The organism is Alcanivorax limicola (genome assembly GCF_019931215.1).
Taxonomy (GTDB): Bacteria; Pseudomonadota; Gammaproteobacteria; order Pseudomonadales; family Alcanivoracaceae; genus Isoalcanivorax; species Isoalcanivorax limicola.
In genome coordinates, this window is sequence record NZ_JAIOUB010000002.1 from 211764 (window position 1) to 226196 (window position 14433).

Here is a 14433-nt window from a genome sequence, read left to right on the forward strand (position 1 = left end):
TCACCGGATAACCAACAGCCTGGAAACTACGTCAACTCAGCGTAGAGGCGATCTGGGCAGGCTCTCCTTCTTACTTACCTTTCAGACAACGCCAATTGAGCGCCCAACCCGGCAAAGGCACCCGCAAATATTCCGCGGAGCCAGGACTGGACGCGGGGCGATTCTATAACGGCCCTGCGAAACAGATACGCAAGGAGACCGTACATCACAAACACCGCAAAGGTCATGAGCATAAAGACGGCGCTCAAGACAAGCAATTGCACCAACGGTGGAACGACACCCGGCGCCACAAACTGCGGCAGGAAGGCAAGGAAAAAGAGGGTGAGCTTGGGATTCAGAATGTTGAGCAAGAACGCCTTGATGACGATCGCGCGTCGAGCTGTGCGTGACGGCGCCGATTCTACGGCAAACGCAGAGCGGTCGCGCCAGGTGGCATAAGCCAGATAAAGGAGGTAGGCCACACCAGCATACTTCAGCAGCTGAAACGCCAAAGCACTGGTATGCATCAGTGCGGCCAGACCCAGTATCGTTGCCGCCAGGTGCGGCAGAATGCCAAGCGTGCAGCCCAGGGCTGCAAACAGTCCCGCCACGCGACCTTGTGCAAGCCCCATGGAAACGGTATACACCACGCCCGTTCCAGGCATGAGCACCACAATCAGGGAAGTGATGAGAAACTCCGCTGACATCATGAAAGCCCTCCTGCTTATGCTTCCAGATAAGCACTGACGCCCGCGATGCGCAGGCCGGAACACCTTCCACTCAGCGCCAGGTTCTGCGCATGAAACGAAAACGCGTAGCCTGGCAGCGAAGGCTCCACCTCCAGATGCCCGTGATTCACGGGCGCGAATCCAGATAGCGAAAGCCCTTCAACCCCCAGAAGCTCAATGGAGACCTGAACCCGATTCGCGCCGGGCGGCCAACGCTTCGAGGGGCGCTCCGGAAATCGGGGAAGGTCCGCGCGAAGCGCCAGAACCGGGCCCTCTCTCTTGAGGGTGATCTCGAACACATTCAACCTGTCCAGCTCATCGATGGAATCGAACAACGTGGACAACGATTCAGGATTCATCAGGTGATGAGGCCAACTCACTGGACACCTCTCTAAAGGGACAACCACTACATCAACGGGCACCCCTGATTCAGTGCAGGTCACCCCGCTTGAATACTGCTCCGCCGCCGGGGTGAAGACAAGCACCGGCTGTAAACGATGGCGCTTTGCGCTGACCCACATACTCTGTCGGTTATATGCCCACCATCAATAGAACCAAACACCAGAGGCCAGAAAAATATACGCGACAGCCCCCCATAAATGAATCCTGTACATAATCGCATTCCTGTCACGGTGATAAACAGCGTGCTGAGAAATGGCGTAGCCTGTTTTATGCATGGTAAAGGCGTAATAGCCGACCAAAGGTATCGAAACAGGGAAAACCCACGAGAATATGCCTTCGATGACGAAGCTCATAACCAACAACAGAAGGATTGCCAATACAAACAACGATTGAGCAAACTTCACGGGCTCAGCTTCAGAAGGGATATTCTGCCGTGAAAACAGCGGCTCATTCTTCCTTGCGTTGTCATGCGTAGCACCCCTCGGCGAACTGGCTCTCGCTTTCTGATCGATAAGCCATCCCGCGTAGTCTTTGCCACACTTTCCGCATCGCCAGTTGTAACTCTCCCTGAAGTCAGATGCTTCAAATCCACAGAATGGACATGGCAGACTCATGCAATTCCTCACTGTTTTTCTCAGACATTGGTAATCAGGAGCAACCTCCTCGCTATTCTTCGAATCTATATGCGTTCGTCAGCACTCCCCGGTTTGTCTAAGCGCACGGGTGATGATTCTTAATCTATCGACACTACCTGCATCATTTTATACCCGCCGTCTATGATTCTGATGTCTGCTTCTTCAGTGCTTGAATAATCACTGGCCAGTCAGCGGAATGCAGCTCATGCCCAGCACCCTGCAGTGTAAGCAGTTCTGAATGACGAATCGCGTCTTTCAGAGCCAATCCATGTGCATAAGGCAGCACCGGGTCTTCTGTGCCATGAATGATCAGTGTCGGGGCAGTGATCTCATTCAGCCGATCAAGCCATTCCTCGCCCCCACCTAATGTGGTGTGATTGAATGTAGTCAAAATGTCTTGCGTGCGATCATAGCTTTCCTGAGCGATCTTGCGAATCTTTTCGGTTTCAAATACATGGGCAGTACCGGCGTTGATTCGCCATGCTCCAACCTGATACTCCACCACTGCATCTCTATCAGACCAGTCAAGCGCTCCTGCCTGCTGGTGATAGTCGATGACTGCAGGACTTAGCGTAGGCATATCCGGGTCTGTATCTGCCAACCGCTCTGAAGATATCAGCGTCAAACTCTTTACCCGGCTCGGGTACTTGAGAGCAACGAGCTGGGACAGAAAACCTCCCAGAGACATGCCTACCAAGTGGGCTGCCGGCAGCCCATAGCCATCCATTACGCGAACCACATCATCTGCAAGATGCTCGACAGAATATGGGGCTTCGCCTGGCTCATAGCTGGTGGATTTTCCTGTGTCACGATGATCGTACCTGATTACGTAACGATCTATTTCGGTCAGCCGAATACAAAAATCATCAGGCCACCAAACTGCCGACGACATTGCACCCATGACAAGAACAACGGGTTCATGGTCCGGATTGCCGAATGATTCGGTGTAGAGTGAAATACCAGCATCAGCTACTACTTTAGCTTTCATAACACCCCCATATTCTTCATAAACCGCGCGCGAGCTACTTTCCGTCACGGTAGTTTCTTTTTTGTCATGGACTTTCGGAGCCCGGGAAGAAAAAATTCCGGGATTCTTTCGTCTGGATCACTGGCCGGATCCACCACTCGACTCTTGGCTCAGTCATGACTTGACACCAACCTATCGCCTGCGTTCTGTATTTAGCATCTGGTCGAAGCTGGCCGCCTGTGACTGGTTGTTAGCTGTTCAACTCAGCGTCCAGAAGAAGCTTGCGGAGCTGCCCTTCTTCTCTCATCACGTGTATGACAAGAACGACGCCATTGTCCTGCCGGTAGAAAATTCGGCATGGCCTGACATACAGTTCCCGGTAGATCGAATTGGGCAACCCTGAAGGAACATGGCCAGAGTCCGGAAACTGCTCAAGTTGCTCTACTATAGAAAAAACCCGCTTAACAAGGTCTACCGCCGCGTCAGGTTTGTCCAGAGCAATGTACTCCGCTATCTCGCCCAGCTGATCCAGCGCCGGATCTGTCCACGTTATTTCAGCCACTTCTGCATCCGCTCCCTGGCCTCGCCATGGGGGGTGACTTTACCCTCCAGAATTGCTCGCTCTCCTTTGGACAATCCTTCTAGCAGCGCCAATCTGCGCTGCATAAACTCGTAATCCTGCACATCTACCAAGTAGGCTGATGGCTGGCCATGCTCGGTTATCAGCACGGCCTCTTTACTCTCATGCAGATCCGCCAGGATCTTGGTCGCATGCCGCTTAAGACTGGTTACCAGCTCAACTTTCATGGGTCTTCCCCTCTCAGAGTGCCACTATAGTATCACTCGAGGGAGATAGCGGCTACGCGCGCCGATAGTGCATGGCAACCGCGCCGCAGCGGAGCGGCTTCGCCGAGATCAACTCGAGCCGTCGCGTCCCGGGTAGCCCGCTTTCGTACAGGGTCGGGCCGTGGCCGGCGATCCTGGGGTGGACGAGGAACTTGTACTCGTCGATCAGATCCAGTCGGTCCAGCTCGGTCGCGAGCTTGCCGCTGCCGATGAGCACCCCGTCCGGGGTCGCGTCCTTGAGCTTCTGCACGCCCATGCGCAGGTCGCCGGCGATATGGTGGCTGTTGGTCCACGGGAAGTCCTTTCGCGTCGAGGACACCACGTACTTCGGCTTGGCCTCCAGCTTGACCGCCCACTCGCGTATCGCCGGCGGTGCCTCCGCGTCGCCGCGGGCGACCGCTGGCCAGTAGCCCTCCATCATCTCGTAGGTGACCCGGCCCCACAGCATCGCCCCGCTCTCGTCCATGAGGCAGGTGAAGAAGGCGTGCGTCTCGTCGTCGGCGATGCCTTCCTGGTGGTCGACGCAGCCGTCCAGGGTGACGTTGATACTGAAGGTCAGGAGTCCCATGGCATCCTCCGTCTATTGCGGATTCTCACGCACATATCGCAAGTGTGTTGCAGCTGGCGTATCAAGAACTTTGTCGACCCGGAACCTTGGAGCCGGCTCGCGCAGATTCTCGAAAAGGCGCCTGCCGCTGCCGAATACCACGGGAGCCATCGCTATCTCAAGTTCATCGATCACGCCCAGATTCAAGTACTGCTGGATGACATCCGCGCCGCCCGAAATACGAATATCGCGACCACCCGCAGACTCACGGGCCTGCTCAAGGGCGCTCTCAGGGCCGTCATTGACGAAGTAGAATGTCGTCCCGCCCGGCCGGACCCAGGGGCCACGCTTCTCGTGGGTGAGAACATATACTGGCGTATGAAATGGAGCCTCCTCCGGCCATGAGACCTCGCCTTGCTCGAACATTCGTTTACCCATGATGCTCGCGCCGCTACGCTCCATGGTGTAACGAAGCATGTCATTAACCGGGCCGGTCTCGCCACCCGGCCCGAACTTCAGGTTCTCGCGGAAGTACTGCAGCTCCAGAATCCAGCCCATCATCGCGCCCCACTTCGCACCCCAGTCCTTGTAGTCGGGCTTATCCCAGTGCTCTATCGCCATGCCTTCCGGTGCCATGTAGCCATCGAGGCTAAGCCCGATGTTCACGAATACCTTGCTCATCGCGTTTTCCTCTCGCCTGTGCCGTGTATGCAGCACCTGGTCGAAGCTCACATTGAATAATCGACATGCGGAACGGGGTTTGCCAGCTGTTGCCGCTGGCTCCACTCCAGCGCGGCCAGCCCGCCGACGAATAGCGCTTCACCGACCAAGTGCGCGATGCCCCAAAGACTTGCTTCGCCCCAGAACCTCGCCGCCAGACCCAAACATACGACGGCCCACGCGGCGTTGGCGAACACCAGCAGGTTGATCAAGATTATTGGCCGCGCCACCTGGCGAGCAAGGAAAAACGAATAGGCACCGTAAGTCAGATTGACCCCACCGATGAACACCAGAAGCTCTTGCGGAAGAAGATGCAGATGACTGAGCCACCCGCTGAGAAGCAGCACCGTTGCGCCTGCTATCGCGGCGGCGGTGCAGTCCACCCATAGCACCTTTCGGATAATAAACATTCGTCTGCCCTGCAGATTAGCTTACGTAGAAAGCGGTAGGTGCATGGCAGTTACCAATGCTCCTTTCGCAGGCTTCTATATGACTATTTCTTTGATGTCTATTTCTTTGATGTCTATGCAGTATAGGCCTGCGCAGCTCTACCCGCCTTGAGCGCGGCACTCCACCAACGCAGTTGCTCAATCATCTTTGCGGTGCTGCGCTCATGACGGTCCGGCTCGATCAAACGTCCTTTCTCGTCGAACAGTTGCCAGACGTTCTGAAAGCTCACCGAATCCCTTACCGTAAGTGCATGGACTTCCGGGAAGATCTGCCGCAATTGCTCAACCGCTCGCAGGCCGCCTGACACGCCGCCATAGGAGACAAAACCGACAGGTTTTGCCCACCACTCCTCTTGAAACCAGTCAATCGCGGTCTTCAGGGGGGCTGGATAGCCATGATTATACTCCGGTGTGACCACAACAAAAGCGTCTGCTGCTGCCAGCTTTCGGCCAAGCTGTTTCACTGTCTCGGGTATTTTCAACTCATCATTGACCAAGGTATCGGGCAAGCCTGCCTCATGCAGGTCGACCAGAATGATCTCCAGATCGTCCTGCTGCGCTGCCTGCTGGACAAACCAATGGGCAATATCAGGGCCCAGACGCCCTTCTCGGGTGCTGGCAACAATGACGGCCAGCCGATGTTTGATCTCAGACATGCTTACCTCCGAAAGTGGCAACCAGGCCTGCTGTAACGGTCATTGGTACTGCAGCTTGCGTGATTTTCATAGTGTCATCCTCATGGGAAATTCAAGTTCGACACCACAAGCCTAAAACCTCAAGTTATATTGAGGTCAAGAGGAAATGTCATTGGGTCAGTCATTGGGGTCAGGTCTCCTACTTCTCAAAGAACACGTTCAGCGGGAAATGGGAGACCTGACCCCAGAGATTACTGGCGCGTGATGGGCGCGGTTACAGATGCCGATCACGAAACGGGTTGGCTGCGGGGGGCATGGCCGGTCCAGCGCTTGAAGGCGCGGTGAAAAGCGTTCGCGTCGGAATAGCCAAGCAGGAAGGCAATTTCAGTGATCGTCATGCGTCCTTCCCGCAGGTAGCGCTCAGCCAGATCGCGCCGCGCTGTGTTCACAACAACGCGGAAGTTAGTGCCTTCCTCTTTTAACCGGCGATGCAGCGTTCGCGGCGTCAGGCAAAGCTTCCTGGCAATAGCCTCCATGGTCGGCTCACCATCACACAATTCATCACGTAGCAGTCGCAGAACCTGGCCGATAATGCCCTCGGATGCCGGGAGGTTTTCATGCATGGTCATGACAACAGATTCGAGCAGTCGCTGTAACTCGGCATCAGATTCCAGCATCGGTAGTTCCAGAAAACCGGCGGGAAAAACCAGTTCGCTTCGATCATGCGAGAAGCTTAACGGCGCATTAAAAATACGCTGGTACTCCAGAACACTCGCAGGCCTGGCGTGGGCAAAACGGACTTCGTCAAGGCGGAGCCTGACGCCAGTCAGGCGACAGAAGGCAAGATACCATCCTGCCATGATGAACTCGGATACAGGCTGCGGTGCGCCGCCAGGCACAGGCAGGCAATGGCTGAGTATGGCGCTCTTTCCCGCAGTCTCGAGTCTGACTTCTGCGATATCGTGCATAACGCGATGATAATGCACCAGACGATTAATACCCGCTCCCAGATCATGACTGGAGCGAATCGCGTATTCCAGCGCACCAAATGATCCGGGCCTTACACATTCAGCGACATGCAATCCAATATGTTCATCGCCGGCGAGTCGACTCGCCCTCTCCCATACTGAAATGGCCAAAGCGTGCGGCACTCTGGCTTCAATATCATCAAGAGATACTGCCTTGATTCTGGCCAGCTCAGGTATTTTCTTAACATCCAGCTGCTTGCTTTGCAGGTATGCAAGCACCGGCAGGACAGATCGCACTGATACAGACGCTGAATGTCCGGAATAGTTACTCATTTTGTCCGGTTGAGCGATCTTCATCCAGAGAGAACCCCACTAGCATACTGTTTCCGATAGGAGCGGTTTATAGCTAATTCGCTGCACAAAGGCAACTCGTTGGCTTCCGCTTTGATGATACAGGGGCATGATGTGAGAAGGTTTATATTTGTCACTGCGTTGTGGCTCACACCCATAGCAGCCTCCGCGCATTTTGAGATGGAAGCGGATCCGTTTGCTTATCTTGTCAATGGGCATTCCATCCACGCTGCCTACCTGTTCAAGGGTGGCCATTGGCGCATGCAACTTGGCAGTTTCAGTGCCGACGTTCCGCGCTGGTTGCACGGCAATGATCGTTTTGAGGTTGACGTATCCGGAGTCACCTTCAAGGTGGACTACTATACAAGCGGGCAGGGCCGAGGCTGGTTCTTCGGCGGTGATGTTGACAGAACCAAGGCTAGGTATCGTCTGCGAGGGTCGGGGGAAAGAGCCAGCGATGTCATGACAGGCTTCGGCCCGCGGGCCGGGTATCGTTTTCAAATGAACGAAAATCTTTTTATCTCGCCCTGGATATCGGCACGCTATTTGTTCAACGTTGACGATGTCGAGCTATCGGAGCAACGCTATGATCAGGACCGCGTCAGCATATTCCCTACCGTGCATATAGGGTGGCGTTTCTGATAGCAGGATGCGACGTTGAGTGCGTTTCTCGGGTAGCCAGGCGCGATGCGGCGGTATGTTATTGGGGTCAGGTCTCTTATTTCCCAAAAACACTTTAGTGGGAAATAGGAGACCTGACCCCAGAGATGTACTTCATTGATTATTTATAGGTGTCGTACAAAGATGCCCATAGCACTTCAACCTCATGGAGCATTTTTTCCAGGGCACCACGCTCTGAAGCCAACCTCAAGACCTCGATCGTCTGATCCTGGGCCCATACACTGCTCCGCGAGTCATCAGATACTGTTGCCTCTGCAACACCATAAAGGAACCCCGACCTTACATCGAGAAAGGCGGCCGATGCTGTGGAAGTAATATGCACATGCCTGTTTGATAGAAAACCGAGTGTCAGCATTGTGACCGGGCCCAGGCTCTGGCCGTCAACATCCACATGAGTATCCATCGTGTAAACCATTAACACATCTGCCTTCAGCCTGGCAGCAGCCAGACGAAGGTCATCAATGCTGGCTACTCTCTCCGGCAACAAGAGCCGGGTCACACGCCCTACTTCCAACACTCCCGGCATACCGGAAAGGCGGGTGTAATCTTCCTCCTCCTCCAAATCTCTCGCAGTGATTACGCAGAACTCGCCGCCCCCATAGCACCGAGCGGTGCGAATTCCATATCCCGAGGCCTGAACTCGCGCTGTCGCAAGGCGAGCCGGAAACTGGGCGGCGGGCTCCCGCTGGATCATCTCAGCGATATCCGGGGGCGCCTGGGAAAGATCGCCGATGGCGACCCCTGCGCCTGGCGTCTGGTAGGTTGTACAGGCAGGTAAAAAGCACAGAAGCAATAGTGCCCCAATCACGCGGCTCATGATGCCACCCCCCCGGATTCAATGGTTGCTTGCCACACGGCAAATCTTTTCGTCTGAATGATACAGGCTACCGTGGCTTTAGACTCAGGGGAAGGATGCGCCAATAGTATCATTCGGGTCAGGCCTCTTATTTTCAAAAGAAACCTTTTAGTGGGAAATTGCAGACCTGACCCCAGAGATTTTTGCAGAGAGTATGGTTAGCATTTCAACCTCAATAGCTCATAACGCTGAGCCAGGAAAGCCATTCTCTGCCCCCTAACTCACCGAATCGTCGGAGGAATCGCTGAACGCTATATCACCAGGCTCGGTTGGCTCTTCATAGGTACCACTCAACACGCCCAGCTTGTAGAAACGCGCGACTAGCCTCTTGTAAAGGAGGTATCCCACCGCTGAGCTTACTGCCACAGAAAGCCCATTTCCGACTGTGGCAACCGGGAGCGCCAGGACAGCCTGAAGCAGCTCGCCATTTATAAGGGCTTTTATGCTAAAGAAAGTTCCATATACAAAGCCTCCCGTTATGCCAATGGTAAGACCCACCAAGACAAAAGATCCGAAAGATAGAACAACCCGTTTCTCTTCCATAAAACCCTCTAGCGCTACCAACACGAGCTGCCTCGTGGCAGAGGCGCAGCCGCCGCAAAATGGCTGATCCAGTACTTTATCATAATTGTAATCAGGCCTCTCACTTCCTAGAGAAGCCTTTTCGGAAAATGCGGGCCTGCCCCAAAGATAGAAGCCGGCTTTAAAGGATTTTTCCTTTCATATACTCAACGACTTCACCGCCGATCAAGACGCGGTCTCCGTGAAGCTCACAGCTAAGTTCTCCCCCGCGGCTGGAAAGCTGGCGTGCTACCAACTCAGTCTTCCCGAGACGATCAGCCCAGTAGGGAATGAGGGTGCAATGGGCAGATCCCGTCACCGGGTCTTCCGGCACTCCGGCACCAGGCGCAAAGAAGCGGGAGACAAAATCCACTTCATCGCCACGGGCGGTGATGATGAGTGCAAACGCGTCAAGGCTCTGGATCGCAAGGTAGTTGGGCGAGAACGACTTCACCTGTGCCTCGCTTTCAAGCACGACCATCAGGTCCCGGGCCAGGAATGCGGATTCTGGTACTGTCCCAAGCACCTCAATGAGGCTGTCATCGACGGATACCGCCTTGCCGGGGCGTGAAGGAAAATCGAGGAAGAGGAAATTCTCTTTTCGGATCACCGCAAGGCGACCACTTTTAGTTTCAAACCGAAGATGGCTTTCCGCTCCTAAATGCTCCTGGAACAGCACGTATGCAGCGGCCAACGTGGCATGACCACATAGCTCCACTTCCACTACGGGAGTGAACCATCGTAGCTCGGAGCACTTTGCATCCGGGATGACGAATGCCGTTTCAGCGAGATTGTTCTCTGCCGCGATAGCCTGAAGGGTCTCGTCCTCGAGCCATTCATCCAGTACGACAACCGCAGCAGGATTGCCGCCGAAGAGCCGGTTAGTGAAAGCATCGATCTGGTAGATTGGGAAGCTCACATTTTCCTCATTTTTTTAACTACAAAGGATGTCCACCATCTGTGGGCAAATCCGGTGCCTACCGTCCGGCTTTGGGGTGGACTTGTAGCCGCGAAGCGGCAGAAAGGCCGTCCCAGCCCCAGAGGGGCGACAACAGCCGATTGTTAGCTTTCACACAACCTCTTGACTAGATCTTTCTAGCGACTATAAACACCGATTCATGGCTAGTCTGCCATTCTCGCTCAATAGTAAAACCGGATTTCATTAATTTGGAAATAAGGCCGTTCTTTGTAATCCGGCTGACATAAGGAGCCAAACCAATTAACTGCATACCGGAGATCAACCATCGAAAAGCGAAATTGATTTCTGCTATTAGCGATGTGCTTGAAACAAACACACCATCTTTTCTTAAAATTTGATGGACTTTAGCAATCGCATCATCCACATCCTCCAAAAGATGTAATACATTTAGCCCCAAAACTGCGTCGAAGCTTTCATTTTGGAGTTTTAGGCTCTCTAGTGTTCCCTGCTCAAAAGCAATGTTCTTTACTCCAGCTTCGACCGCTTTGCTCTTGGCCGATTCTATCATCTTGTCAGATATATCAGTAGCAACAACATGTCTTACATAAGGGGCATGAAAGATTGCAGTGGCGCCACTGCCACAGCCGAACTCTAACACCTTTGAATCTGACCTTAGAAACTCTTGAGTAATTGCCAGCTTCTGTTGATACGTAGCCTCATCTTTAATAGGAGTCTTAATATACTTTTCTGCAGCTTTATCCCAAAAATCTTTTGAATCTTTCATAGCTCATGTATTCCAGTATTGCCCCAAAGAGCTAACGTTCAAGGTCAGGGGTGCTGCGCGGCTTTATCGCGCAGCACCCGCTACACCGCCGGGTTAGCCATTTCACAGTTCTCCCGTGAGGCAACAGATTAGGCGGTGATCTGAAACAACGAAATCCGATGGGCTGGTCGAATCCTGCTGGCCAACAAAGAACACCCAACTCTTCTCAGATTTCTTGCCTGCGCCAGATCGTTCCTTGGCTTCTTTACGGGAAACTTCTAGCTCTGTAAGAACGTAGCTCTTCTTCGCAGCACTCCAGCTCGAGGAGTCGATGACCAGACGATAGGGCGATGAAAGCTTCTTGTTGGCCCAAAAGCCGTAACTCAGTTCAACAACAGTTTTTCCAGAAATCTCTTTCGGTTTAGACCAGCTCAGTGGAGCGATAAAAATATGCTTTTGGGGATATACCACGATATCCCGTGACGCAAGTTTTCGAACGACTTCATCATAGCTGTTTCCATATGCACCGGGAACGCCAAGTGGAAGATCGCGGTCATTGGGGAAATTCATGAACGTACGGCAAATAGGCCGGATCGTGTGTGCTGCCCATTGAGTGTGTGTTTTCCTCGTTGTCGTTCCTGATGAACTGCCACCAGATGAAGTGCGTTTCCCTTCCATGGGCACACCTGGTGTAGCTACTTTTTCCCGCTCATCAACCAGCTGTAGTTTTGAAGGGAAAGAACCAGGAAACCCTGCCGGAGTAGTGACGCGCTCTTTGCGCGCCCTGACGATGAGCCTTTCTTCGCCCTCAATGTCACACCACGATTCATGAGGCTTGGATGGAAGCTCTTTGAAATGAGGACGTACTTTGTGGTAAGCCTCGAAGGAAACAGGGTTGACCGTCACCCCACATCCTCGGCAGATGTAACCTTCCTTATCAACCGGGTCGATGTACCAGAGTTGCTCGCCATCAACAATTTGCCCTGTGTAGCGGTCTACAGCTGAATCCATAGTGAGTCCTTTAAATGGCTAACGCCCAAAACAGCGACGCATTTATTCGTCCGACTGCTTTGGTTTGTTAGTGGAAAAAATACGTCGATACCAAGGCAGCACCTCTTCCTGTTCAACAAACATTTCCATCCAGTCTTTGTAATTCTCCTCATCTGGCCAAATGGCTACTGCTTTAGGTGTCTTGAAATCAAACCCCACAATGTTCTCCACTTTCTTGTCGTATTTTTCCTTATATATCTTTCTAATTCCTTCACCGTATTTCTTTAAATCTTCACAGAGTAACGAACTAAAGAAGATCACATCATCAGCATACTGATATATTCCTTCCATCGTATTCAGGAATTCTTGATGGACTCTCCCTCCAGGCAAGGGAAATCCAAAATAATAGTCGAGTCGATCTTTGTTTGGAATTGTTGGGAATAGCCCTTTAAATTTTTCGATTAGATTATTTCGATGATCTAAACTATTTCGAAGCGCTTCAACAGAGTTAGCTATGGTAGAAATTAGCGCCAACGGACGACCCTTAATCGTAATTCTTTCGTAAGCGTTCTTCTCAAGAACCTCTAGAGGTAAATATGGCATGTGAAGAGTCTTAAGGTCTGTTTCGAACTGAATTACACCTCCAGCTGGCGGTTGTTTCAAGGCATCCTCATAAGACTTCCGGTCTGCAGTAAACTTCTTGTAGGATGATTCTATATGCTGACTCTTGAGAGATAGGGCCGAGTTGCAGATCAGAAATGCGGTAGAGAGCGCCACGTTCAATCCTCGAATCTGTTGCTCCAACTCCTCTCGTTTTTTGGCATTCAATGCAATCTTATGAGCCGCAAAAGCGCCCGCGAAGGCCCCTAGTAGCGCTCCTAGTATCGATGATGCGAATTGCGAGTTAAGCACTGAGTAAAAATTCTCAGGCTGGAACTCATTGATAAAACGAAATATTGAATCCATAAATTACACTTTATTCGTGGGTTGCCACTAACGTTGGAGTTCAGGCGCGGCCGTAGGCCGTCGCCTGGGACCACTTGTTATACGTCATGGCCGCAGCGTTGGAACGTCGAAAGCCATAACAGTCAGGTACAGCTCGCGATTTCTGTCATCTCGATTGGCAAAGAGGTATCGGAAGACTGTTTCGGTCGACCCAGGCAAATCCTTCTTGTATTGCGGGTGCGCGCGGACCGCGTCAGGTATTGCCGCTAATACCTTTGAGAAATCTCGGTTCCGATTGAACACTACGACCGATGTTTTGGTATCTCTCCAGGAGCTGTAACCAAGGAGCTGGTCGATAGTCTCCGTAAGCTTCTTGGGACCCGCCCAAAACTTGCACTCGGCGATAAAGATGTTTCGGCCTTCCGAGCGAATGAGAATGTCCGTTTTTCCTTCGTAGTTGAACGTCTCTCCAGTAGCTTGACCCTGGTAGTGCCCGTTGAGTTGAACGAGGAAGTGCGAGCGCAAAGCTTCTTCGTCAACGTCGTGAAATGCGGAGGGGCTCAGCTCCATAACTTGTGTCATGCTTTGCATGACACCAAGGATGTGCTCATAGTCGGTCTGGCCCAGTGCGGGCTCTGGCTTGTACGGCGCAGAACTCGCGGGAGGCATGATAGGGGAAATCTTCTTCCGTACATCCGGCGGAACATATGTTTTCGGAGAGCTCTGCCTCTCTTTCATTTTGAAGCCGAGCGACGCAACGGTATTGCGGTTTGCAAGGAGCTTGTTGCGTCGCGCCTCGATCACGTTATGAGCCTCACCCTGAAGTTGCCCATTCAAACTGGCCACGTTGGCTCGAAGATTCGTCAGATACGATTGGATCTCTCGAAGGGTCCGTTCTATCTCACCTCGGACCTGCGTAGCCTCAAGATTTGTTCCTACGATCGTGAACGTCAGTAGGTTGTCGCGTACGCTCGCCCGCGGCGGGCTCAGTGTGTACGGGTTTGGCTGAATTTTGAAGGCCTCCGCCTCCCCGGTGAACGGGATCTCCACTTCGATTTCCGACCCGGTGATGTAGAAGGGTCTACTTCGATCTGTGATGTATCTGTTCGGATCCCTGCTGACGTCAATCTGCTTCTCTCGCTGATCGACCACCAAGTTCTCCTCGTCAAGAACCGGAACGCCGATTTTGTACTTCTCAGAGAAGTAGAGCGCCAAATCGTCTACAGACGTATTCAGTAAACGATCAGAGTCGACCTTCTCAATCTCTGCGGCCATTTGTTGGCGCTGATGCCGATCAACTGAATGCCAATCGGGCCCCGTGAAAAGATAGTCTTCCCGAGCCACAAACTTCTCCTCTGACGTCTAACGCCGCGCACACCGGCGCGAGCTTGCGAGCGTCCGGCAGCCGAAGGCTGCGTAGTGCTGCGCTTGGTTATGTGTTTATACGATTTCATACCACGGGAGGCCCTGCCACCCATCTGGATGACTAAC

19 protein-coding genes are annotated in these 14433 nt (G+C 52.9%); 1 reads left to right on the forward strand and 18 read right to left on the reverse strand.

The window, feature by feature from the left end; translation table 11 throughout:
- Positions 1 to 74: 74 nt before the first annotated feature.
- The 11 genes from K8B33_RS06960 to K8B33_RS07010 all read right to left on the reverse strand — a co-directional run bounded on the left by K8B33_RS06960 (position 75) and on the right by K8B33_RS07010 (position 7233).
- Entirely contained in the window at positions 75 to 689 is a 615-nt protein-coding gene (locus K8B33_RS06960) for a LysE family translocator (protein ID WP_223424937.1), read from the reverse strand.
- Between the two features lie 14 nt (positions 690 to 703).
- Positions 704 to 1066: an Imm50 family immunity protein gene (locus K8B33_RS06965; RefSeq protein WP_223424939.1), complete on the reverse strand. Its 363-nt coding sequence runs from the start codon at positions 1064 to 1066 to the stop codon at positions 704 to 706.
- Between the two features lie 186 nt (positions 1067 to 1252).
- Complete coding sequence (locus K8B33_RS06970) at positions 1253 to 1723, reverse strand: eL43 family ribosomal protein (protein ID WP_223424941.1); 471 nt, start codon at positions 1721 to 1723, stop codon at positions 1253 to 1255.
- Positions 1724 to 1883: 160 nt separating this feature from the next.
- Complete coding sequence (locus tag K8B33_RS06975; protein WP_223424943.1) at positions 1884 to 2732, reverse strand: alpha/beta fold hydrolase; 849 nt, start codon at positions 2730 to 2732, stop codon at positions 1884 to 1886.
- 229 nt (positions 2733 to 2961) lie between these two features.
- Positions 2962 to 3273 (reverse strand): type II toxin-antitoxin system RelE/ParE family toxin, encoded by a 312-nt coding sequence (locus K8B33_RS06980; protein WP_223424946.1) that lies wholly within the window; start codon positions 3271 to 3273, stop codon positions 2962 to 2964.
- A complete protein-coding gene (locus K8B33_RS06985; RefSeq protein ID WP_223424948.1) occupies positions 3261 to 3518 on the reverse strand; it encodes a type II toxin-antitoxin system Phd/YefM family antitoxin in 258 nt (85 codons plus the stop codon). The genes K8B33_RS06980 and K8B33_RS06985 overlap by 13 nt, the downstream gene beginning before the upstream one ends.
- A 52-nt stretch (positions 3519 to 3570) precedes the next feature.
- On the reverse strand, positions 3571 to 4125 hold the full coding sequence (locus K8B33_RS06990) for a dihydrofolate reductase family protein (RefSeq protein ID WP_223424951.1): 555 nt from the start codon (positions 4123 to 4125) through the stop codon (positions 3571 to 3573).
- A gap of 12 nt (positions 4126 to 4137) precedes the next feature.
- On the reverse strand, positions 4138 to 4785 hold the full coding sequence (locus tag K8B33_RS06995; RefSeq protein ID WP_223424953.1) for a dihydrofolate reductase family protein: 648 nt from the start codon (positions 4783 to 4785) through the stop codon (positions 4138 to 4140).
- Between the two features lie 47 nt (positions 4786 to 4832).
- The gene (locus K8B33_RS07000; protein WP_223424956.1) at positions 4833 to 5234 is read right to left on the reverse strand and encodes a hypothetical protein; all 402 of its coding nucleotides are present in this window, start codon (positions 5232 to 5234) and stop codon (positions 4833 to 4835) included.
- 113 nt (positions 5235 to 5347) lie between these two features.
- Entirely contained in the window at positions 5348 to 5929 is a 582-nt protein-coding gene (locus tag K8B33_RS07005; RefSeq protein ID WP_223424958.1) for an NADPH-dependent FMN reductase, read from the reverse strand.
- Positions 5930 to 6195: 266 nt separating this feature from the next.
- The gene (locus K8B33_RS07010) at positions 6196 to 7233 is read right to left on the reverse strand and encodes an AraC family transcriptional regulator (RefSeq protein ID WP_223424960.1); all 1038 of its coding nucleotides are present in this window, start codon (positions 7231 to 7233) and stop codon (positions 6196 to 6198) included.
- A gap of 174 nt (positions 7234 to 7407) precedes the next feature.
- On the opposite strand from K8B33_RS07010, the gene K8B33_RS07015 reads away from it, so the two are divergent.
- Positions 7408 to 7869 carry a hypothetical protein gene (locus K8B33_RS07015; protein ID WP_223424963.1) on the forward strand — a complete coding sequence of 154 codons (462 nt, stop codon included), beginning with the start codon at positions 7408 to 7410 and terminating at the stop codon, positions 7867 to 7869.
- Between the two features lie 139 nt (positions 7870 to 8008).
- Here the strand turns inward: K8B33_RS07015 and K8B33_RS07020 are convergent, their stop codons facing one another.
- From K8B33_RS07020 to K8B33_RS07050, 7 genes are all read right to left on the reverse strand, one after another.
- The gene (locus K8B33_RS07020; RefSeq protein WP_223424965.1) at positions 8009 to 8725 is read right to left on the reverse strand and encodes a hypothetical protein; all 717 of its coding nucleotides are present in this window, start codon (positions 8723 to 8725) and stop codon (positions 8009 to 8011) included.
- Between the two features lie 255 nt (positions 8726 to 8980).
- Positions 8981 to 9307, reverse strand: coding sequence for a hypothetical protein (locus K8B33_RS07025; RefSeq protein WP_223424967.1), 327 nt, complete (start codon positions 9305 to 9307; stop codon positions 8981 to 8983).
- A 160-nt stretch (positions 9308 to 9467) separates the two neighbouring features.
- On the reverse strand, positions 9468 to 10244 hold the full coding sequence (locus K8B33_RS07030) for a PhzF family phenazine biosynthesis protein (RefSeq protein WP_223424969.1): 777 nt from the start codon (positions 10242 to 10244) through the stop codon (positions 9468 to 9470).
- A gap of 166 nt (positions 10245 to 10410) precedes the next feature.
- Positions 10411 to 11028, reverse strand: coding sequence for a class I SAM-dependent methyltransferase (locus K8B33_RS07035; protein WP_223424972.1), 618 nt, complete (start codon positions 11026 to 11028; stop codon positions 10411 to 10413).
- A gap of 102 nt (positions 11029 to 11130) precedes the next feature.
- Complete coding sequence (locus K8B33_RS07040; RefSeq protein WP_223424974.1) at positions 11131 to 12018, reverse strand: hypothetical protein; 888 nt, start codon at positions 12016 to 12018, stop codon at positions 11131 to 11133.
- Between the two features lie 42 nt (positions 12019 to 12060).
- The gene (locus tag K8B33_RS07045) at positions 12061 to 12963 is read right to left on the reverse strand and encodes a hypothetical protein (protein ID WP_223424976.1); all 903 of its coding nucleotides are present in this window, start codon (positions 12961 to 12963) and stop codon (positions 12061 to 12063) included.
- 84 nt (positions 12964 to 13047) lie between these two features.
- A complete protein-coding gene (locus K8B33_RS07050; RefSeq protein ID WP_223424978.1) occupies positions 13048 to 14286 on the reverse strand; it encodes a hypothetical protein in 1239 nt (412 codons plus the stop codon).
- Between the last annotated feature and the right edge of the window lie 147 nt (positions 14287 to 14433).